The 15,431-nt window shown below is 57.8% G+C and carries 15 protein-coding genes; 5 read left to right on the top strand and 10 right to left on the bottom strand.

Going from position 1 to position 15,431, the window contains the following annotated elements:
• Positions 1–76: 76 nt before the first annotated feature.
• The 3 genes from ilvD to ACXPUX_RS01955 form a co-directional block, all read right to left on the bottom strand.
• Positions 77–1,858, bottom strand: a complete 1,782-nt coding sequence (ilvD, locus tag ACXPUX_RS01965) for a dihydroxy-acid dehydratase (RefSeq protein WP_458831131.1) — start codon at positions 1,856–1,858, stop codon at positions 77–79.
• A 572-nt stretch (positions 1,859–2,430) separates the two neighbouring features.
• Positions 2,431–3,186: a FadR/GntR family transcriptional regulator gene (locus ACXPUX_RS01960; protein ID WP_458829618.1), complete on the bottom strand. Its 756-nt coding sequence runs from the start codon at positions 3,184–3,186 to the stop codon at positions 2,431–2,433.
• Positions 3,187–3,224: 38 nt separating this feature from the next.
• Positions 3,225–3,827 carry a GNAT family N-acetyltransferase gene (locus ACXPUX_RS01955; protein WP_458829616.1) on the bottom strand — a complete coding sequence of 201 codons (603 nt, stop codon included), beginning with the start codon at positions 3,825–3,827 and terminating at the stop codon, positions 3,225–3,227.
• Between the two features lie 397 nt (positions 3,828–4,224).
• Between ACXPUX_RS01955 and prmA the strand changes: the two genes are divergently transcribed.
• Positions 4,225–5,139 carry a 50S ribosomal protein L11 methyltransferase gene (prmA, locus tag ACXPUX_RS01950; RefSeq protein ID WP_113991790.1) on the top strand — a complete coding sequence of 305 codons (915 nt, stop codon included), beginning with the start codon at positions 4,225–4,227 and terminating at the stop codon, positions 5,137–5,139.
• 31 nt (positions 5,140–5,170) lie between these two features.
• Positions 5,171–5,914, top strand: a complete 744-nt coding sequence (locus ACXPUX_RS01945; RefSeq protein ID WP_458829614.1) for an RsmE family RNA methyltransferase — start codon at positions 5,171–5,173, stop codon at positions 5,912–5,914.
• Positions 5,915–5,961: 47 nt separating this feature from the next.
• Here the strand turns inward: ACXPUX_RS01945 and ACXPUX_RS01940 are convergent, their stop codons facing one another.
• From ACXPUX_RS01940 to ACXPUX_RS01925, 4 genes are all read right to left on the bottom strand, one after another.
• Entirely contained in the window at positions 5,962–6,762 is an 801-nt protein-coding gene (locus tag ACXPUX_RS01940) for an Eco47II family restriction endonuclease (protein ID WP_458829612.1), read from the bottom strand.
• Positions 6,762–7,772, bottom strand: coding sequence for a DNA cytosine methyltransferase (locus ACXPUX_RS01935; RefSeq protein ID WP_458829610.1), 1,011 nt, complete (start codon positions 7,770–7,772; stop codon positions 6,762–6,764). Before ACXPUX_RS01935 ends, ACXPUX_RS01940 begins: the two co-directional genes overlap by 1 nt.
• 190 nt (positions 7,773–7,962) lie before the next feature.
• A complete protein-coding gene (locus tag ACXPUX_RS01930) occupies positions 7,963–9,594 on the bottom strand; it encodes a phosphoenolpyruvate--protein phosphotransferase (protein WP_458829608.1) in 1,632 nt (543 codons plus the stop codon).
• The gene (locus ACXPUX_RS01925; RefSeq protein ID WP_458829607.1) at positions 9,581–10,762 is read right to left on the bottom strand and encodes a patatin-like phospholipase family protein; all 1,182 of its coding nucleotides are present in this window, start codon (positions 10,760–10,762) and stop codon (positions 9,581–9,583) included. Before ACXPUX_RS01925 ends, ACXPUX_RS01930 begins: the two co-directional genes overlap by 14 nt.
• A 179-nt stretch (positions 10,763–10,941) precedes the next feature.
• On the opposite strand from ACXPUX_RS01925, the gene ACXPUX_RS01920 reads away from it, so the two are divergent.
• The 3 genes from ACXPUX_RS01920 (at position 10,942) to ACXPUX_RS01910 (ending at position 13,731) form a co-directional block, all read left to right on the top strand.
• Entirely contained in the window at positions 10,942–11,592 is a 651-nt protein-coding gene (locus tag ACXPUX_RS01920) for an HAD family hydrolase (RefSeq protein ID WP_458829605.1), read from the top strand.
• Between the two features lie 151 nt (positions 11,593–11,743).
• Entirely contained in the window at positions 11,744–12,787 is a 1,044-nt protein-coding gene (locus tag ACXPUX_RS01915) for a glycosyltransferase family 2 protein (RefSeq protein ID WP_458829603.1), read from the top strand.
• Positions 12,788–12,807: 20 nt separating this feature from the next.
• Complete coding sequence (locus ACXPUX_RS01910) at positions 12,808–13,731, top strand: glycosyltransferase family 2 protein (protein WP_458829601.1); 924 nt, start codon at positions 12,808–12,810, stop codon at positions 13,729–13,731.
• Between the two features lie 206 nt (positions 13,732–13,937).
• On the opposite strand, the gene ACXPUX_RS01905 is transcribed toward ACXPUX_RS01910, so the two are convergent.
• The 3 genes from ACXPUX_RS01905 to ACXPUX_RS01895 all read right to left on the bottom strand — a co-directional run bounded on the left by ACXPUX_RS01905 (position 13,938) and on the right by ACXPUX_RS01895 (position 15,381).
• Positions 13,938–14,657: a LytR/AlgR family response regulator transcription factor gene (locus tag ACXPUX_RS01905; RefSeq protein WP_458829599.1), complete on the bottom strand. Its 720-nt coding sequence runs from the start codon at positions 14,655–14,657 to the stop codon at positions 13,938–13,940.
• 77 nt (positions 14,658–14,734) lie between these two features.
• The gene (locus tag ACXPUX_RS01900; RefSeq protein WP_458829597.1) at positions 14,735–15,025 is read right to left on the bottom strand and encodes a helix-turn-helix domain-containing protein; all 291 of its coding nucleotides are present in this window, start codon (positions 15,023–15,025) and stop codon (positions 14,735–14,737) included.
• Positions 15,022–15,381, bottom strand: coding sequence for a type II toxin-antitoxin system RelE/ParE family toxin (locus tag ACXPUX_RS01895; RefSeq protein WP_249241148.1), 360 nt, complete (start codon positions 15,379–15,381; stop codon positions 15,022–15,024). The genes ACXPUX_RS01900 and ACXPUX_RS01895 overlap by 4 nt, the downstream gene beginning before the upstream one ends.
• Positions 15,382–15,431: the final 50 nt, after the last annotated feature.

The following is a 15,431-nucleotide window of genomic DNA, read 5'->3' as shown; positions in this document are numbered from 1 at the left end:
TTTTTGGCTGCACTTATCCAAGCCGTCCGGCAAAACCCGCCGGGCAGTTTACTTCTTGTTGTTTATGTGGAGCGGTTTACTCCATGTATGCGCCCTTCATGGGGCTGACAGCGTGCTGAGAGTAGAGCTTCAGCAGACCCTTGGTGTACTTGGGAGCCTTGGGCTTCCAGTTGGCGCGGCGCTCGGCAAGGATGGCGTCCATCTCCTCGGGGGTCTTGGGCTCGCCCTTCACGCCCACAATGGCCAGCTTGCGGTTATGGACGTCGATCTGGATCAGGTCATCCTGCTCCACCAGTGCGATGGGGCCGCCCACCGCAGCCTCCGGGCTGACATGGCCGATGACCGGGCCGCGGCTTGCGCCGGAGAAGCGGCCGTCGGTGATCAGCGCTACGCTGGAAGCCAGCTTCGGGTCGGCGCAGATGGCCTCGCCGGTGTAGAACATCTCGGGCATACCGCTGCCGCGCGGGCCCTCGTAGCGGATAAAGATGGCGTCGCCGGGCTTTACCTCGCCGTGCAGCACAGCGGAGATGCACGCCTCCTCGCTGTCGTAGGGCTTGGCGCGCAGGGTGGCTTCGAACATATTCTTGGGGCAGGCGGTGTGCTTGATGACGCAGCCTTCCGGGGCAAGGTTGCCCTTCAGGATGGCGATGCTGCCGTCGGTGCCCTTGGCGTGATCAAAGCTATGGATGATATCCTCGCGGCTGACCGGACGGGCAAAACCGGCGGTCTTTTCCGCCAGAATGGCATCGCAGTGCTGGTAGAAGCCGTTCTTCTTCAGCTCTTCCAGATTCTCGCCCAGCGTCTTGCCGGTGACGGTCATCACGTCCAGATGCAGCATGGACTTGATCTCCTCCATCACCCGGGGCACGCCGCCTGCATAGTAGAAGTACTGGGCGGGCCAGTCGCCGGAGGGACGGATGTTCAGCAGGTAGTGTGCGCCGCGGTGCATCCGGTCAAAGGTGTCGGCGTCGATCTCGATGCCGAACTCGTGGGCGATGGCGGGCAGGTGCATGGTGGCGTTGGTGGAGCCGGAGATGGCGGCGTGCACCATGATGGCGTTCTCAAAGCTCTTCTTGGTCACGATATCCTTGGCGGTGATGCCCTTCTTGACCAGCTCCATCAGCTGCTTGCCGGCATCGTAGGCGGCCTGCTTCAGCTCCGGGGCGGTGGCGGGCATCAGGGCGGTGCCCGGCAGCATCAGACCCAGTGCCTCGGCCATGATCTGCATGGTGGAAGCAGTGCCCATGAAGGAGCAGGCACCGCAGCTGGGACAGGCGTTGTGCTTGTAGTAGTCCAGCTGGCTGTTGGGGATGACGCCGGTCTTCTCCCATGCATCAAACTTGCCGATCTGCTCCAGCGTCAGCAGCTCGTTGATGGCGCAGGCGGGGTCGCTGACCACATACTCCTTGGGCAGGGTGTGGGCTTCCATGACGCCGCCGGTGACCACGATGGCGCTCATGTCCTTCAGGCGGCCGATGCTCATCAGCATGGCGGGCACGGACTTGTCGCAGCTGGCGATGAACACGCCGCCATCGTAGACGCTGGCGTTTGCCTGTGCCTCCACCAGATTCACAATGGCGTCACGGTGGGGCAGCGAGTAGTTGATGCCGTCATGACCCTGTGCAATGCCGTCGCACATATCGGTGGCAAAGTAGCGGGCAGCCTTGCCGCCGTTTTCGTTGACCGCCTGCACAGCCTCCTTGACGAACTGATCCAGATGGGCACTGCCGGGGTGGCTGTCGCCGAAGGTGCTCTCCACCATGATCTGGGGCTTTGCAAGGTCATCGACCTTCCAGCCCATACCCATCTTCAGCGGGTCATTCTCGGGTGCTAAAGTGCGGACTTCCTGTGAGCGCAACTCCATATCCATACCTCCAAATACTGCTTGCTTTTGTCCTTTTTTCTGTTGGGCCTTTTTGTGGCTTTATTGTAAATCCGCAGACGTCTCTTTGCAAGTTGTCACGGGTATGTCCTACTTTTTGTGCAAAAACTCTGGGATACATCATGCACACTGCCCAAATCCGGGCGAATTTTGCCCAAAATCAGCCGTCAAAGCGGCTTTTGAGAAAAACGCGGAGGAAAAGTCATCTGATGACTTTGAAAGAACCCTCTCAGTCACGCCTTGCGGCGCGACAGCTCCACCGAGGGGACGCCCTCTCAGGCGCTCCTGCGCCAGCTCTCCCGAAGGGAGAGCTGGCAAAGCCGTAGGCTTTGACTGAGAGGGCGCACGCCGTTAGCCCTGTCACTAATGTATCAAAGGTAACGAGAAACTTTCCCGGCATCACCAAAAGCCGTCCCCTTGGGGAAGGTGGCTGCGAACGAAGTGAGCAGACGGAAGGGGTGAGCTGCCGCTAGCTTTCCCCATCAAAAGTATTCTTTCCTCTGATGATAACGAAAAAAGCTCCCCCTTTCGGGGGAGCTGGAGAGGGTTCAGTCCTCTTTCTTATCCATGACATACGCCGCCATACCGATGGTGCCGTCATCCGGGTCCTCGCCATCGTAGACCTTTTTGATGTAGCTGCGGTTGAAGTTCAGGTGCATCACCATGGCAGCCTTTGCGCCGATGGGGTCGTGGTTGGCAATGGCTTCGGTGATCATGCGGTGGGTCATGATGGTCTCATCAATGAGCTTTTTGTGGGTGACGTTCACGAACATCATCACCGCCGTGTCGATGACCGGGATCAGCTGCCCCACCACCAGATTCTTGCTGCTCTCGGCGATGCAGGTGTGAAAGGCGATGTCGTCCTCGATGTAGCGCTCGCCGCTGTGGATCTTGTTCTCCACCCGCTCGCACAGCCGCCGCAGCCGCTCGATGTCCTCCGGGGTGGCATTCTGCGCCGCCATCTCCGCAATGCCCGGCTCCAGCAGCAGACGGACGTTTACCAGATCAAAAGCCAGCGCGTTCTTGTCCTGCACGCTGCGCAGGTTCAGCGGGTCGGAAAGACCCTTGACCGTGGTCACCACATAGGTGCCGGAGCCCTGCCGCACCTCCACGATGCCCTTGCTGGACAACAGTTTCACCGCTTCGCGGATGGTGCTGCGCCCCACCCGGAACTTTTCTCCCAGCGCAAACTCGTTGGGCAGCTTTGCCCCCGGTTCCAACGCTTCGTCCAGAATATAATGGTAGATCTGGTCCTCCACCTGCTCGGCCAACAGCTTGTTTTTCAGGTGTGAAAATTCACTCATGGCAGCTTCCTCCGCGTCCTGCGCATCTGATGGTTTGGTTACCTGCACACACTGCCGTCCGGGGCAAAGAACTGAACGTGCTTTTGCCACTGGGTGGGGCTGATGGTGCGGCGGTAGCAGTCGGCCAGCGCCTCTACCACAGTCTCTGGGGCAAGGGAGGCGCAGCCCGGGCAGTCCAGCACCAGAATGCGGAACCATGCGTCAAAAAGATGCTCGGTGTAGTGGGTGTCCCATGCGCCGCAGCGGGCGTAAAAGCCCAGACGCCGCACGGCCATAGCGGCGTCCTCGGCCTTTTCCGGCATCTCGGCCTCGATGAGGATCGCTTCGGCATCGCCCTCCTGGGCGGGCAGCTGTGCCAGCAGCTGTGCTCCGATGCCGTGGGCGCGGTAGGCGGGCACTACGGCAAAATAATCCAGCTGGCTCACCCGGCAGCCCTCCGGCCGCACCATCAAAAGATAAGCCGCCAGCGTGTCGCCGTCAAACACGCCCCATGTGTGGGCGGTGCCCTCCGCTTCGCTGGTCAGGATCATGCTCAAAGGCTTCAGCTCCCCGGCGGGAAAGTCCCGGCGCATCTCGTTCAGATACACCGCGGTCAGCTCGGGGCCGGTGAGCAGCCGCCATGTGAAGGTTTTGGTACACATACGATAAAGATCCCTTTCCGATGCTCCTTTGCGCAGCATCACATTTTTTCCTGTCCTGTATAGCATACCGGATGTTCTGCCGAAAGTCAATCTGTGCGCCTTTTCGGGCGGCAGCGCCGCCGGTTTTGCCGGGGGGCTTGCATCCGGGCGCAGAATCGGGTACTATACAGGTGACAGAATTTTTCCCTCCGGCGCTGCCGGAAGGGCTAAGGTGTATCTGAAAACAAAGAAAATGACGAATATTTCGCAAGCACAAGCGGGATTTAAGGCAAATAGCCGCAGGAATCCTTTGTGGATTTCAAGGCTGTTTAACGCAAAATCCAGCTGCGCTTGTAGAAATAGACTAAATTTTCGACTTTTCAGATACACCCCAGGATACAAAAAGGAGACTTGTACTATGGAATGGACCGATATCCGCCTGACCGTGGCCAAGGCTGATGCCGAAAACGCCGAAGCCGTTGCCACCCTGATCGCCGAGGGCGGCATCTACATCGAGGATTACAGCGACATCGAGCAGCAGGTGGCCGAGATCGCCCATGTGGACCTGATCGAGCAGGAGCTGCTGGACAAGCCCCGGGATACCGTGATCATCCATCTGTATCTGGAGCCGGGCGCTTCTCAGGTGGAAACGCTGGCGCTCATCGCCGCCCGCATGGAAGCCGCCGGCATCCCCTACACCGTGGAGACCGAGGGCGTGGAGCAGGAGGACTGGCAGAACGGCTGGCGCAAATACTACCACCCCATGGAGATCGGCAGCCGTCTGGCTGTGGTGCCCTCGTGGCAGCAGTACGACACCGACCGGGTAAAGCTGATCCTTGACCCCGGCCTTGCCTTCGGCACCGGCGGTCACGAGACCACCAGTCTCTGCCTTGAAGCGCTGGACGAGCAGGTGCGCGGCGGCGAGCGGGTGCTGGATATCGGCACCGGCAGCGGCATCCTTGCCATTGCCGCCCTCAAGCTGGGCGCTGCCAGCGCCGAGGGCGTGGACATCGACCCCGTGGCGGTGCGCACCGCCGGGGAGAACGCCGCCCTGAACGGCGTGCAGGATAAGCTCACCGTGCTGGTGGGCGACCTGTCCGATAAGGCCAGCGGCACCTATGATATCATCACCGCCAACATCGTGGCCAACGCCATCCTCAGCCTTGCCCCCGCCGTGCCCGGCCTGATGGCCGAGGGTGCAACCTTTATTGCCAGCGGCATCATCGACAGCCGCAAGGACGAGGTGATCGCCGGGCTGGAAAAGGCTGGGCTTGCCGTGGTGGAAGTGAAGGAAAAGCGCGGCTGGGAGTGCATCGTCTGCAAAAAGGCCTGAGATTCAAATATTGTAAGAAGGAGCGTACAGTATGCCGCACCGCTACTTTACCACTGAAATTGCCGACGGCACCGCCACCCTGCGGGGTGCGGACGCCCATCACCTTGCCCGGGTGATGCGGGCAAAGCCGGGAGATACCGTCATCCTCTGCGACGGCAACGCCGTAGAGTACACCGCCACCATCACCGGCTTTGGGGAGGACAGGGTGGATTTTGCCGTAGAACCGGGCTACCCCAGCGCCGCCGAGCCCACCGTGGAGGTGACGTTGCTGGCGGGCTATCCCAAGCAGGACAAGCTGGAACAGATCATCAAGCACGGGGTGGAGCTGGGCGCTGCCCACATCGTACCCTTCTTCAGCCGCTACTGCGTGGCTGCACCCAAAAAGGAGGAGCAGAAGAACGAGCGCTACAACCGCATTGCGCTGGAAGCCGCCAAGCAGTGCGGCCGGGGCGTTCTGCCGGACGTAGCCCTGCCGCTGCCGAACTTCGGGGCGGTGTGCCGCAGCTTTGACCAGTACGACCTGGTGCTGTTCTGCTACGAGTGCGGCGGCGCACCCCTGCGCCAGCTGCTGGCCGAAGCAAAGCCCGCCGACGGGCAGAAGCTGCGCCTTGCCATCGTGACCGGCGCAGAGGGCGGCTTTGCCGCCGAGGAGGCCGAAATGGCCGCGTGCGCCGGGGCAAAAACGGTGGGCCTTGGCCCCCGCATCCTCCGCTGCGAGACCGCCCCGCTGGCGGTGCTCTCTGCCGTCATGACCCTGACGGGGAATCTGGAGTAATAAACAATAAAAGGCTGCTGCACAGGATTTTGTGCAACAGCCTCTTATTATTTTTCTGTAAATCCGTTATAAGTAGAAAAGCCCAGCATATAAAATGCCATTGCAATCGAAATGCCCTTCTGGTCTGCGATTTCTTGCAGTTCCTGCATGACTGTATCATGCGGAATACGGATATCTGCGGTATTCACTACCGATTCAATAACATCGGGCAACACCATGCACATCTGATAAAAAGCGTCCTCCTGCCCTGTAACCAGTGCATAGAACCGATCCAGACTAACCCTGCGAATCAACCGGTGCGACACTTTTCTCTTGTCTACCGTGGTTTCCCATTTTATATCCTGCGAACGCTTGGCGATTGCTTCCACAAGATAGCAGGCACAGTCATCATCTTGCAGCAGCTGATTCTGCATTTTGATATATGTCTTGCCAGCAGCGGCAGCATTCATGGTATTGTGCTTGTTCTTCATCTCGACGTAGATGGTGTGCACGCGGTCTCCCGTTGCCAACAGAATCCCATCCGGGTCTTGAAAAATCACATCCCAGCCACCTTCTTTTCCATTTGGTGGAACATGGCACTTATCCATATACTGAAAAATGCGCTGATGAAAATATCCGATATCGTTATTATTGGATTTATCCCGCTGACGGAAAATTTCGTTCTTTACAATTTCTTCCCATGTGGAACGATATACCATCTTATCAAAAATAAGCTTGACAGGGTCAACAATATTGCTGTTAAACCTGCGTATATCGTAAGAATCAAGCTTTTCGCCGTACTTCTCAATGGTAGCAATCACATGATTCCTGAAATCTGCTTCGGAAATGAAGGTCAGCGGCCAAGACATTATAACTCCTCCAATGTTGACTTGATACTCAATCCAATCTCTTTTGCTAAATTGACAGGTACAGCATTACCAACTTGCTTATACCGTTCCGAAAGTTTGCCGCAGAACTCCCATTCATCTGGGAATGTCTGAAAACGAGCATTTTCACGGTAAGAAAAAGGTCTTACCTCAAGTGGATGGCATCGGTCAGTTTGCTTCATGCCGGGATTCGTAAGAACAGTCAAAGACGGTTCATCAAGACTCAACCTACGCAAAATACCGGTTCGTCCACCTTCCATATCCCAACAAGTTTTCATGTAGGCTTTAGCAATCGTGGGGTCGATATTGCGCCAATAGCCACCCGGAGGAACCAAGGCAAAAACAGCAGCTTTATTTTCAGAATATTTTGCGCACTCTGTTGAAGGAGGTGCAACATCAAGTTTAATATCTCGGACTACGGGCTTATAGTCGTGCTTTTTGGGAAATTCAAAATAGGCTTTATTTACAAGGTCGTTTCTGATGCCAATTGTAATGAGACGTTCTCTTTTTTGCGGTACGCCATAATCCCAAGCGTTCATCACTTGATGATATGTGGTATAGCCCTCATCCTCAAAAATACCAAGAATTGTTTTGTAGGTTCGGCCACTATCATGCGACAGCAACCCCTTTACATTCTCAAATAAAAACATTTTGGGCTGAAGCTTGTGTAAAAAAGTAGCATAGTGATAAAACATTGTGCCACGCACATCTTGAAGTCCCAGCCGCTTGCCCGCATAACTGAACGATTGGCAGGGTGCGCCACCCGACAGCAAATCCAGTTCATACTTTTTTATGGAAAATTCTTTTTCCAAATCCCTTTCTGCTGTTTGTGCAATATCTTCACAAAGAACATTCCAATTGGGTCTGTTCTTCTTCAAGGTTTCAGCGGCATCACGATTGAACTCAACAAGTCCAATATGTTCAAAACCAGCTTGCTCCAATCCCAAAGCAAGCCCGCCTGCTCCGGCAAAAAGTTCAATCGATTTGTACATTATACTTGTTCTCCTCAAATAGGATATTATCTTTGACATTATACCACAAACCCGATTTTTTTCAATCCAAACCGCTGCCATCAGCGCAGTTCACTTGTCGTTGAAAAAAGACATCTGTACCCTTTCTGGCAGCACGAAAGGATACAGATGCCTTATTACTTCGCATTATATTACGCTTCGTAAAACTTTCTCAGTTGTTTTCCCCTGCATCCGGGTGGGCATCGGTGTCCAGCAGGGCTCGCTTTACCTTGAGCAGGTTCTGCGGGCTCACCGAGAAGCTGCGCAGACCAAGGTGCAGGTACTGCGCCGTGTTGGCGGGGTTGCCCACGGCAAGGCCGCAGATGGTCACCGGGACGTGGTGCGCATTGGCGGCATCCATCACCATGGTGATCAGCTTTTTCATGGCAGGGCTGGCGGGGCGGTAGTAGTGCTCTGCGCTGGCAAGCTCCCGGTCGGCGGCGTGGGTGTACTGGGTCAGGTCGTTGGTGCCGATGACCAGAAAATCGCAGCCGTGGGCTACAAAGTCCTCCACGGTCAGGCAGGCGGCGGGGATGCTCAGCATCACGCCGAACTGGGTGTTTTCGTTAAAGGGCACGCCCCGCTCCTGCAGGCTCTGGCGGCAGTGCTCCACGATGCTCATGGCGGCGTCCCAGTCCTCTACATCGGTCACCATGGGGAACATCACCCGCAGCGGCCCCCGGGCGGCTGCGCGCAGCAGGGCGCAGATCTGGGTCTGGAACTGCTGGGGCTGGCGCAGGCTGTTGCGGATGCCGCGCAGGCCGAGCTTAGAGGACTGCGGCCCCTGATTGGCATCGGCCACGGTGCGGTCAGAGCCAAAGTCGAAGGTGCGCACGGTCACCGGGCAGCCGTTTGCCGCTGCCAGACAGGAGCAGTAGAAGAAATACTGCTCCTGCTCGTCCAGAATGCGCCCGGGCAGCATCATGTAGCCGCTGCGCAGCAGCCCCACGCCCTTGGCACCGGACTGCATGGCGGTGTCGATATCCTCCGGGCCGAAGCAGTTGGCCAGCAGCTCAAAGGGTTCGCCGTCCCGCGTTTCGTCCGGCAGGCTGTGCAGCTGCTTCATCTCCGCGTCCTCGCGCTGGAGCTGGCAGATCCTGGCTTCCGCCTGCTGGCGGGCTGCGGCGTCCGGGTCAAGGATGCAGTTGCCGTTGGTTGCGTCCAGAATGACGGTGCGTCCGTCGCAGTCGTCCAGAAAATCCTTGCCCACCTGCATGATGCCCGGGATGTTCATTGCCCGGGCAATGATGGCGGCATGGCTCTGGCCGCTGCCCTCGGCGGTGATGACACCTAAGATCATGCCGGAGGGCACACTGAACAGGTCGGTGGGCATCAGCCGGTCGGCGGCAAGGATCACCGGATGATCCAGCGCCAGCCACACCCGGGGGCGGTTGTTCAGGATATTGATCACCCGGCGGGTGGCGTCCAGAATATCCACGCTGCGCAGCTGCATATAGGGGTTATCCTTCATGTTGGCCAGCTGGTCGGCGTAGCGCTGCCCTACCTGATGCATCGCCGCCGAGGCGCTGATGCCCGCATTGATGCAAAAGCGCACCTCGTTCATCATGCCCTCATCGTCCAGCATCATGCTCTGGAACAAAAAGATGGCCTGCTCGGTGGGGGCGGCGCGCTCCGCCATGGAGTCCAGTTCCTTCTGCGCCGTGTGCACGGCATTTGCCAGCAGCTGCAGCTCCCGCTCCGGGTTGAAAGGCCCGTGGCTGAAGGTCTCCACGTGGTGCTCCAGTCGGCTCACCTGACCCAGCACCAGCCCAGGGGATGCGGATACGCCTTTATAAACCTTCATCTTCTGTCACCTCCGGCAAAGCCGATGCGGTCAAAGTGCGCCACACCAGTGCCTGTAAGAATGTATTGGGCAGCAACGCGGCCAGCGCCGCCTGCCCGGCGGTGCTGCTGCCCGTAAACAGCGGGGTAAAACTTTCCATACGGTCCTTATCGCACGCTGTCAGAAACGCCTCGGCCAGCGTCCGGGTGGTGTAGAAGTGGGTGGGGTCTACCCCGGCGTCCTCGGCGGCGGCTTCCAGCGGGGCAAGCTGGGCGTCCTTCATCCGCGCCAGCAGCAAAGCGGCATCGGCGGTAAGGGTAACAGGGTACTTCTCCCGCACCTCCTTCTGCACTGCGTCAAAGGCTGTGCGGAAGGCTTCGGCATCGGCGCTGCTGTCCGCGCCGCTGTCCACCGCGTAGGCACAGCCCCGGATGCGTCCAAAGGCGCGCAGGGTGTCGTAATAGCCCAGCTCCATGTTGCGCTTTGCGGTGTCGGGGTCGAAGTGGAGGATATCGCCCAGTTCCCAGTAGCTGCGGATCATGGTGGTGGGCAGGCCGGTCAGGTTGGGGCGGGTGATGCCCACGCCCTCAAGATCCACACAGACCAGCTCCTCTGCGCCCATGGTCTTGGCAAGGCCGGTGGGCATGTTATCGCTGTACCCGCCGTCCAGAAACTTGACCCCGTTGATCTGCCGCGCCCGCAATGCGGGGAAGCAGGCCGCCGAAGCCATCAGGTAGTCCCGCACCTGCCCGGCGGGAATATCCTCCAGCGTCAGCTCCCGGGGGCGCAGTCCGCGCTGCTCCACCGTCACGATGCCGAACCGGATGGGCGCCGCCCGCAGCGCGTCCTCGTCCAGCACCCGCTCCACGATCTCCTCCAGCGGGGTCACGTCCATGCCGCCTTCCTTTACCACCCGGCGCAGAAACTGGTGCAGGGCGGAAAGGTCGGCGTTTTCCTCCGGCAGCTCCATCACATCCCGGCTGCGGATGGTCAGCCACATATCCCGGGCAGTCTCGTACAGGTCCAGCACGAACATGGCACCGTTCAGCCCGCCCACGCTGGTGCCGGTGATGATCTGCGGGTGCCAGTCCAGCTCCATCAAAGCCCGCCAGACGCCCACCTGATAGCTGCCGCGCGCACCGCCGCCTGCCAGCACCAGCGCCTTTTGCGTGGGATCTCTGCGTTCCATATCAAACCCTCCCGTGCACGTTCCCGGTATTTCCGATATTGTTATAATTATACCATACTTTTGCGGAAAATTCTCCCGAATTTTCGGATATCATGCCTTTTTCCTGTGAAAGTTTCGTGCTATACTAGCCGGAGATAAGTATAGAGGCCGCCCGGAGGGGCGCACAACAGGAGGAAAGTATGCACTGCAAACAATGGATCTTTGATATGGACGGCACCCTGACCGACAGCATGGTGGTGGTGTGGGAGAGTGCCCCGGAGGCGCTGCTGGCGCGCTTTGGCCGCACCCCGAAGGCAGACCTGCACGAGACCCTGCTGACCATGGGCATGGAGGACGGCGCACAGTATCTTATCCGGGAGTATGCGCTGCCGCTGGATATGGACAGCTACCGGGACGTGATGTACAAGGTGATCGCCGCCCTGTACGAAAAGGTGGAGCTGAAGCCCGGCGTGCGGGACACCCTTGCCCGGCTGCGGGCCGAGGGCGCACGGATGTGCGTGTGCTCCAATACACGGAGCAGCCAGTGCCGCACCGTGCTGACCCGCCTTGGGGTGGACGAATACTTTGATTTTTATATCGAAGCACGGGGCGCTATGAGCAAAAGCAGCCCCGCGCCCTTTATGGAGGCGCTGCACCGCCTTGGCGGCGCAGACCCCGCCGGGTGCGCCGTGTGCGAGGACGCCCTTTACGCCGCCCAGACCGCCCACGATGCCGGTTTTTATCTGGTAGGCATTCAGGACACTACCAGCGGCGCAGATGCCCCCGCCCTGCGCCGGGTATGCGATCAGTTCTTGCCGGACTGGAACGCGCTGGACTGGGCGCAAGTATAAACTGCCTGCTCCCGGATGGATAAAACGCCCATCCTCTTGCATTTTGCGTGCCACAGGAGTATGATATTATAAATAATTACGTCTTTTTTACAAAGACGTGCTTTGGTGAAGCGAAAAAACCAAACCTTATCGTCAAAAGGAGACTCCTGTCATGACAAACCCGCTTGTCAGCGTTATTGTGCCTGTGTACAACGCGCGGAATAGTGTTGCCCGCTGTCTGGAAAGTATTTGCAGCCAGACCTATCAGGAACTGGAGATCATCGTGCTGAACGATGGCTCTACGGATGACAGCCTTACCATCTGCAATCAGTTTTGTGCAAAAGACCCCCGTGTGACGGTGGTGGACAAGGAAAACGAGGGCCTTTCCATCACCCGCAATGTGGGTATGCGGCTGGCACAGGGCAAATATTTGCAGTTCGTGGACAGTGATGACCACCTTGCTCCGGATTTCACCCAGCGTATGGTGACTGCCGCCGAGCAGTATGATGCCACGCTGGTCATCTCGCCCTACTGGATGGAGATCCCCCGGGATACCCAGAAGGAGCAGTTGCGGGAAAAGGCCAAGGCAAGCAACCCGGAGGACATCGCCAAAAAGAAGCTGCGCCGGAAAAAGCCGGAGGTGGAGTACCGGGAGTACGGCTTTCTGCCCGCCGGTGTCTACGACCAGAAAAGCTATGCGCTGCACCTGATGGAAAAGCCCGTGACCTTTTTTTATAATGTGGTGTGGAACAAGCTCTACCGCCGGGACGTATTGAACGCCCACGGGCTGGAGTTTACCAACGAGCTGATCCACGCCGAGGATCAGCAGTTCAATATCCTGTATCTGGAGTTTGTGGAGCGGGTGGTCTCGCTGGAAGAGCCGGGCTATTACTATGTCCAGAACCCCCAGAGCATCTGCCACACCCAGATCAATCTTTCTACCATCATGCAGAACCGTCTGCAAATGATAGATTACTATAAGGATCTCTATACGAAACTCGGCCTTTACGAGGAGGTGCAGACCCAGCTGCACGCCTCGCTGCTGGGTCTGGCAGAAAGCGTAAGCCCCACCCTCAGCATCCAGAAAGCATTGAGCGACGCGGCAGAGTACTGGTACGCCTTTTTTGCCGGCAGCGACGAGGAAGCGGAGCTTGCCGCCGAGCGCAGCGCACGAAAAGCTGCCGCCAAGAAAAAGCAGAGGCTCGGAACGGAGTAAGCCTGTGAAGGAGGAACCCCATGAACACCCCGCTCGTCAGCGTGATCGTGCCCGTTTACAACGTGGAAAAGACCCTTGCCCGCTGTCTGGAAAGCATCTGCGGCCAGAGTTACCAGAACCTTGAGATCATCGTGGTGAACGATGGCTCCCCGGATGGCAGCCTTGCCATCTGTGAGCAGTTCCGGGCAAAAGACCCCCGTGTGACGGTGGTGGACAAGGAAAACGAGGGCGTTTCCCGCACGCGGAACGCCGGAATGTGCGCTGCCCACGGCAAGTATTTGCAGTTCGTGGACAGCGATGATTATATTGAACCCACCTTTACAGCCCGCATGGTGGAAGCTGCCGAGAAGAACTATGCCGATCTGGTCATTGCACCCTATTGGATGGTGATCCCACCGGATTCCAGCAAAAGCGGCCAGCGCACCGAAAAGCTGCTGATGCAGCTGGGCGTACAGACCGGCACCGCCGAGCCGGAGGTGAACGTTTACAGCTTTCTGCCCGCCGGGAACTACGGCCAGAAGGCGTTTATGCAGGAGTACATGAAAAAGCCCTCCTCCTTCTATTTCAATATTGTGTGCAACAAGCTGTACCGCCGCAGCCTTTTGATGAACGCGGGGCTCTGGTTCACCCGCGAGATCTACAACGAGGATCAGCTGTTCAACGTGCGGTATTTCCGGCTGGCAAAGGCGTACACTGCCCTTGCCGACCCGGGTTATTACTACATCCAGAACCCCCAAAGCTTGCTGCACACCAATGTGGATCTTGGTAAGATCGTGAACAGCCGCTTGCAGATGTTCCCTCATTACAAGCAGATGCTGACCGAGCTGGGGCTCTCCCGGGGCAATCAGATGCGGCTGTACCACACCCTCATTGCCCAGTCGGAGCGTTTCACGCCTGCAGGCCCTGTCCAGACCCTGCTGAAACGCAAAAACCAGCCCAAGTGATAATTTTCCGTAAAACAAAAGCCGATGCAAATGTCTTTTTCCTCTATGCTCCTTTTATGAAAATGCGTTTGTCGCGCTCGGTAGAGCGCGACAAACGCGAAATGAAAAATATTCTTTCCGCTGAATATGGCTAAAGCGCAGCGGAAGCCATTTTGAATCGTCAAGCAAAAAAGTCGCTGCACGAATGTGCAGCGACTTTTTTCTTTTTACCCCACCCGGGCGCAGAAAGCCTCCCGGACGGCGGCTTCCCGCCCGCGGGGGATGGGGATGCGTGCCCCGCTGCGCATCCGTACCTCGCCGGGTGTCAGCAGCTGCACTGCTTCCAGATTGACCACATAGGAGCGGTGCGGCTGCACAAAGCGTCCGTCCGCCAATAGCGGCTGTGCCACGGCGGAAAAAGGTACCCGCAGCGAGAGGGAGGCCACATCCTCCCCGGTGGTCAGGTGGAAGTGCACGATGTGGTGGGTGCATTCCAGATATTCGATCTCTGCATAGGCCAGCGCCCGCACACCGTCTGCGGTGGTCACGGTAAGGGTGGGGCCGTATTCCGGCTCCACCGCCCGCTTGAGCAGGGCAGAGACTTCCGTCTGGTGCACCGGCTGCAGCAGGTACTGCATGGCGTCCACCCGATAGGCGCTGTATGCGTGGGCCGGGGTGCGCGCCACAAAGGCCAGCGGCGCGCGGCGGCCCCGGCGGCGCAGTTCTGCCGCCGCCGTAAGCCCTTCGGGCCGGGCCACCGCCGCAAGCTCGATGAGGTACAGCTCGTACCGCAGCCCGGCGGCATCCTGCTGCAAAAGCGCCTCCGGGCTTTGCAACTGCTCCACGATGCAGGCGTCCTCCCGCCGGGCGAAGAACTCCATGCACTGGTGTTCCAGCCTGCTGCGCAGCGCCCCGTCCGGACTGCAGATCGCAATATGAAAGATCATGGTTCGGTTTCCTTTGCAGGGTAGACGAGCTACCGCAATTTTCAAAAAATGCTGTCAAAACGGAACGTGTCCGCAGCTCAGTGGGTGCCTGTGGCAGGTTTGAACTCAACATGAAGGATCATCCCCATGCCTGTCGCCAAGCGCTGCAGGGTCTTGATGGAAGGATTGCCGCCGCCTGTTTCGAATTTGCTGATGTCGGATTGAGAGATGCCGGTTTTTTCTGCCAGCTGCTGCTGCGTCAGACCGGTGCGCTTGCGTGCATCGATCATGGCCTGAACCAGTGCGCGTTCCGGCTGCAAAGTATCCCATTCAGCCTTGAGCTCCGGATCCTCAAGCTGTTCATCAAGGAATTTTCTAAAGTCACTCATGAGAGATTCTCCTTTCGCTCTATGTATTCCGCGCGGTATTTTTTCGCGGCCGCTATCTCAGCACGGGGTGTTTTCTGGGTTTTCTTTGTGAATCCGTTTGTAAGGACGATCTTCTTTCCTACAAAAAAGAAGTACAGCACGCGTGTGATGTCCGACCCCTGCTTCGCCCGGAGCTCAAAGATCCCGTCCTCAAGATGCTTTGAATAGGGCTCTCTGAGCTGTGGACCGTTTTCTTCCAGCAGGTCGAGTTCCACCAAAAGCTTTGCCCGCATCTTCTTGTCAAGAGAGAGCAAAAACTCTTTTACCGGACAATCGCCATTTTCCTTTATGAAGAAGTCAACATCGTATTCCCGCATTTTTATATCCTCACATCGAAGCTTTCCATCTATATTTTATCGGATAAAAC

Source organism: Faecalibacterium sp. PGM34 (assembly GCF_054456555.1).
This window is presented reverse-complemented; position numbering and strand designations above follow the sequence as displayed.

Coding starts and splice junctions, on each gene's coding strand:
- ACXPUX_RS01910 (WP_458829601.1), top strand. CDS start 12,808: ATGAACACCCCGCTCGTCAGCGTGATCGTGCCCGTTTACAACGTGGAA.
- ACXPUX_RS01945 (WP_458829614.1), top strand. CDS start 5,171: ATGCCGCACCGCTACTTTACCACTGAAATTGCCGACGGCACCGCCACC.
- ACXPUX_RS01920 (WP_458829605.1), top strand. CDS start 10,942: ATGCACTGCAAACAATGGATCTTTGATATGGACGGCACCCTGACCGAC.
- ACXPUX_RS01960 (WP_458829618.1), bottom strand. CDS start 3,186: ATGAGTGAATTTTCACACCTGAAAAACAAGCTGTTGGCCGAGCAGGTG.
- ACXPUX_RS01915 (WP_458829603.1), top strand. CDS start 11,744: ATGACAAACCCGCTTGTCAGCGTTATTGTGCCTGTGTACAACGCGCGG.
- ACXPUX_RS01895 (WP_249241148.1), bottom strand. CDS start 15,381: ATGCGGGAATACGATGTTGACTTCTTCATAAAGGAAAATGGCGATTGT.
- ACXPUX_RS01905 (WP_458829599.1), bottom strand. CDS start 14,657: ATGATCTTTCATATTGCGATCTGCAGTCCGGACGGGGCGCTGCGCAGC.
- ACXPUX_RS01940 (WP_458829612.1), bottom strand. CDS start 6,762: ATGTCTTGGCCGCTGACCTTCATTTCCGAAGCAGATTTCAGGAATCAT.
- prmA (WP_113991790.1), top strand. CDS start 4,225: ATGGAATGGACCGATATCCGCCTGACCGTGGCCAAGGCTGATGCCGAA.
- ACXPUX_RS01930 (WP_458829608.1), bottom strand. CDS start 9,594: ATGAAGGTTTATAAAGGCGTATCCGCATCCCCTGGGCTGGTGCTGGGT.
- ACXPUX_RS01900 (WP_458829597.1), bottom strand. CDS start 15,025: ATGAGTGACTTTAGAAAATTCCTTGATGAACAGCTTGAGGATCCGGAG.
- ACXPUX_RS01935 (WP_458829610.1), bottom strand. CDS start 7,772: ATGTACAAATCGATTGAACTTTTTGCCGGAGCAGGCGGGCTTGCTTTG.
- ACXPUX_RS01925 (WP_458829607.1), bottom strand. CDS start 10,762: ATGGAACGCAGAGATCCCACGCAAAAGGCGCTGGTGCTGGCAGGCGGC.
- ACXPUX_RS01955 (WP_458829616.1), bottom strand. CDS start 3,827: ATGTGTACCAAAACCTTCACATGGCGGCTGCTCACCGGCCCCGAGCTG.